1 protein-coding gene is annotated in these 712 nt (G+C 53.5%); it reads right to left on the bottom strand.

Features of this window, described 5'->3' with window-relative positions:
- A partial coding sequence (locus Xenpb_RS19425) for an RHS repeat-associated core domain-containing protein (protein WP_187655746.1) occupies nucleotides 1-712 on the bottom strand: 712 nt, incomplete at both ends.

Below are 712 nucleotides of genomic sequence, written 5' to 3'. Positions count from 1 at the left end.
TGTGACGGTATCCCCATTATCTCCTTTATTGCCAAATCCACCTGCCAACCCATAGGGGTCGATCCAATTAGAGGGGTTATGCACATAGCCATAAGGATTAAGGCCGCCTTTCAGCCCGATGGGGTCTGGCGTCAGATACTGCCCGGTCTCCGGCGAATAATACCGGAACCGATTATAGTAAAGCCCTGACTCTTCATCCTCAAATTGCCCGGCAAACCGCAGGTTACAGTTTACATGATAATCCGGGTTATTGGAGGCGATGACCTGAAAACGTTCCGCTTTACCCCAGGTCGTCAGCCGCTGCGCCCAGACCAGTACTCCCTCCTCGGACAACATTTCGCGCGGCGTACCCTGATGGTCACTCACGATATAGTGCAGCTTGCCTTTCTCAAAACGGGCTGATGGCGTTAATGATCCGGGTTCATATAACCAGCGGATACGCTGATCTTCTGCCAATGTACCATCGGCATAAACCGGCGTTTCCTCAATAAGCTGGTCGCCGCTCCACAGGTAATCCTGCCCCATGATGGCATCCGCTCTCGGCGCTAAATCCGGTTTGCCTGCCAGCCACAACTGTAAATTAGCCTTTGCCAGTTTACCATCGTGCACTTTCAGTTTACGAATTCGCCGCCCAAACGCATCGTAGCGATAATGCCAGCGCGAGCCATCCGGGGTTTCGCAGTGGGTGAGCTGGTTTTGGGTGTCCCAGCGG

Origin of the sequence: Xenorhabdus sp. PB62.4 (genome assembly GCF_014467285.1) — a bacterium.
In the GTDB taxonomy this organism is placed as follows: Bacteria; Pseudomonadota; Gammaproteobacteria; order Enterobacterales; family Enterobacteriaceae; genus Xenorhabdus.
The sequence above is the reverse complement of the archived record's forward strand: the minus strand, read 5'-3'. Positions and strand labels throughout refer to the sequence as shown.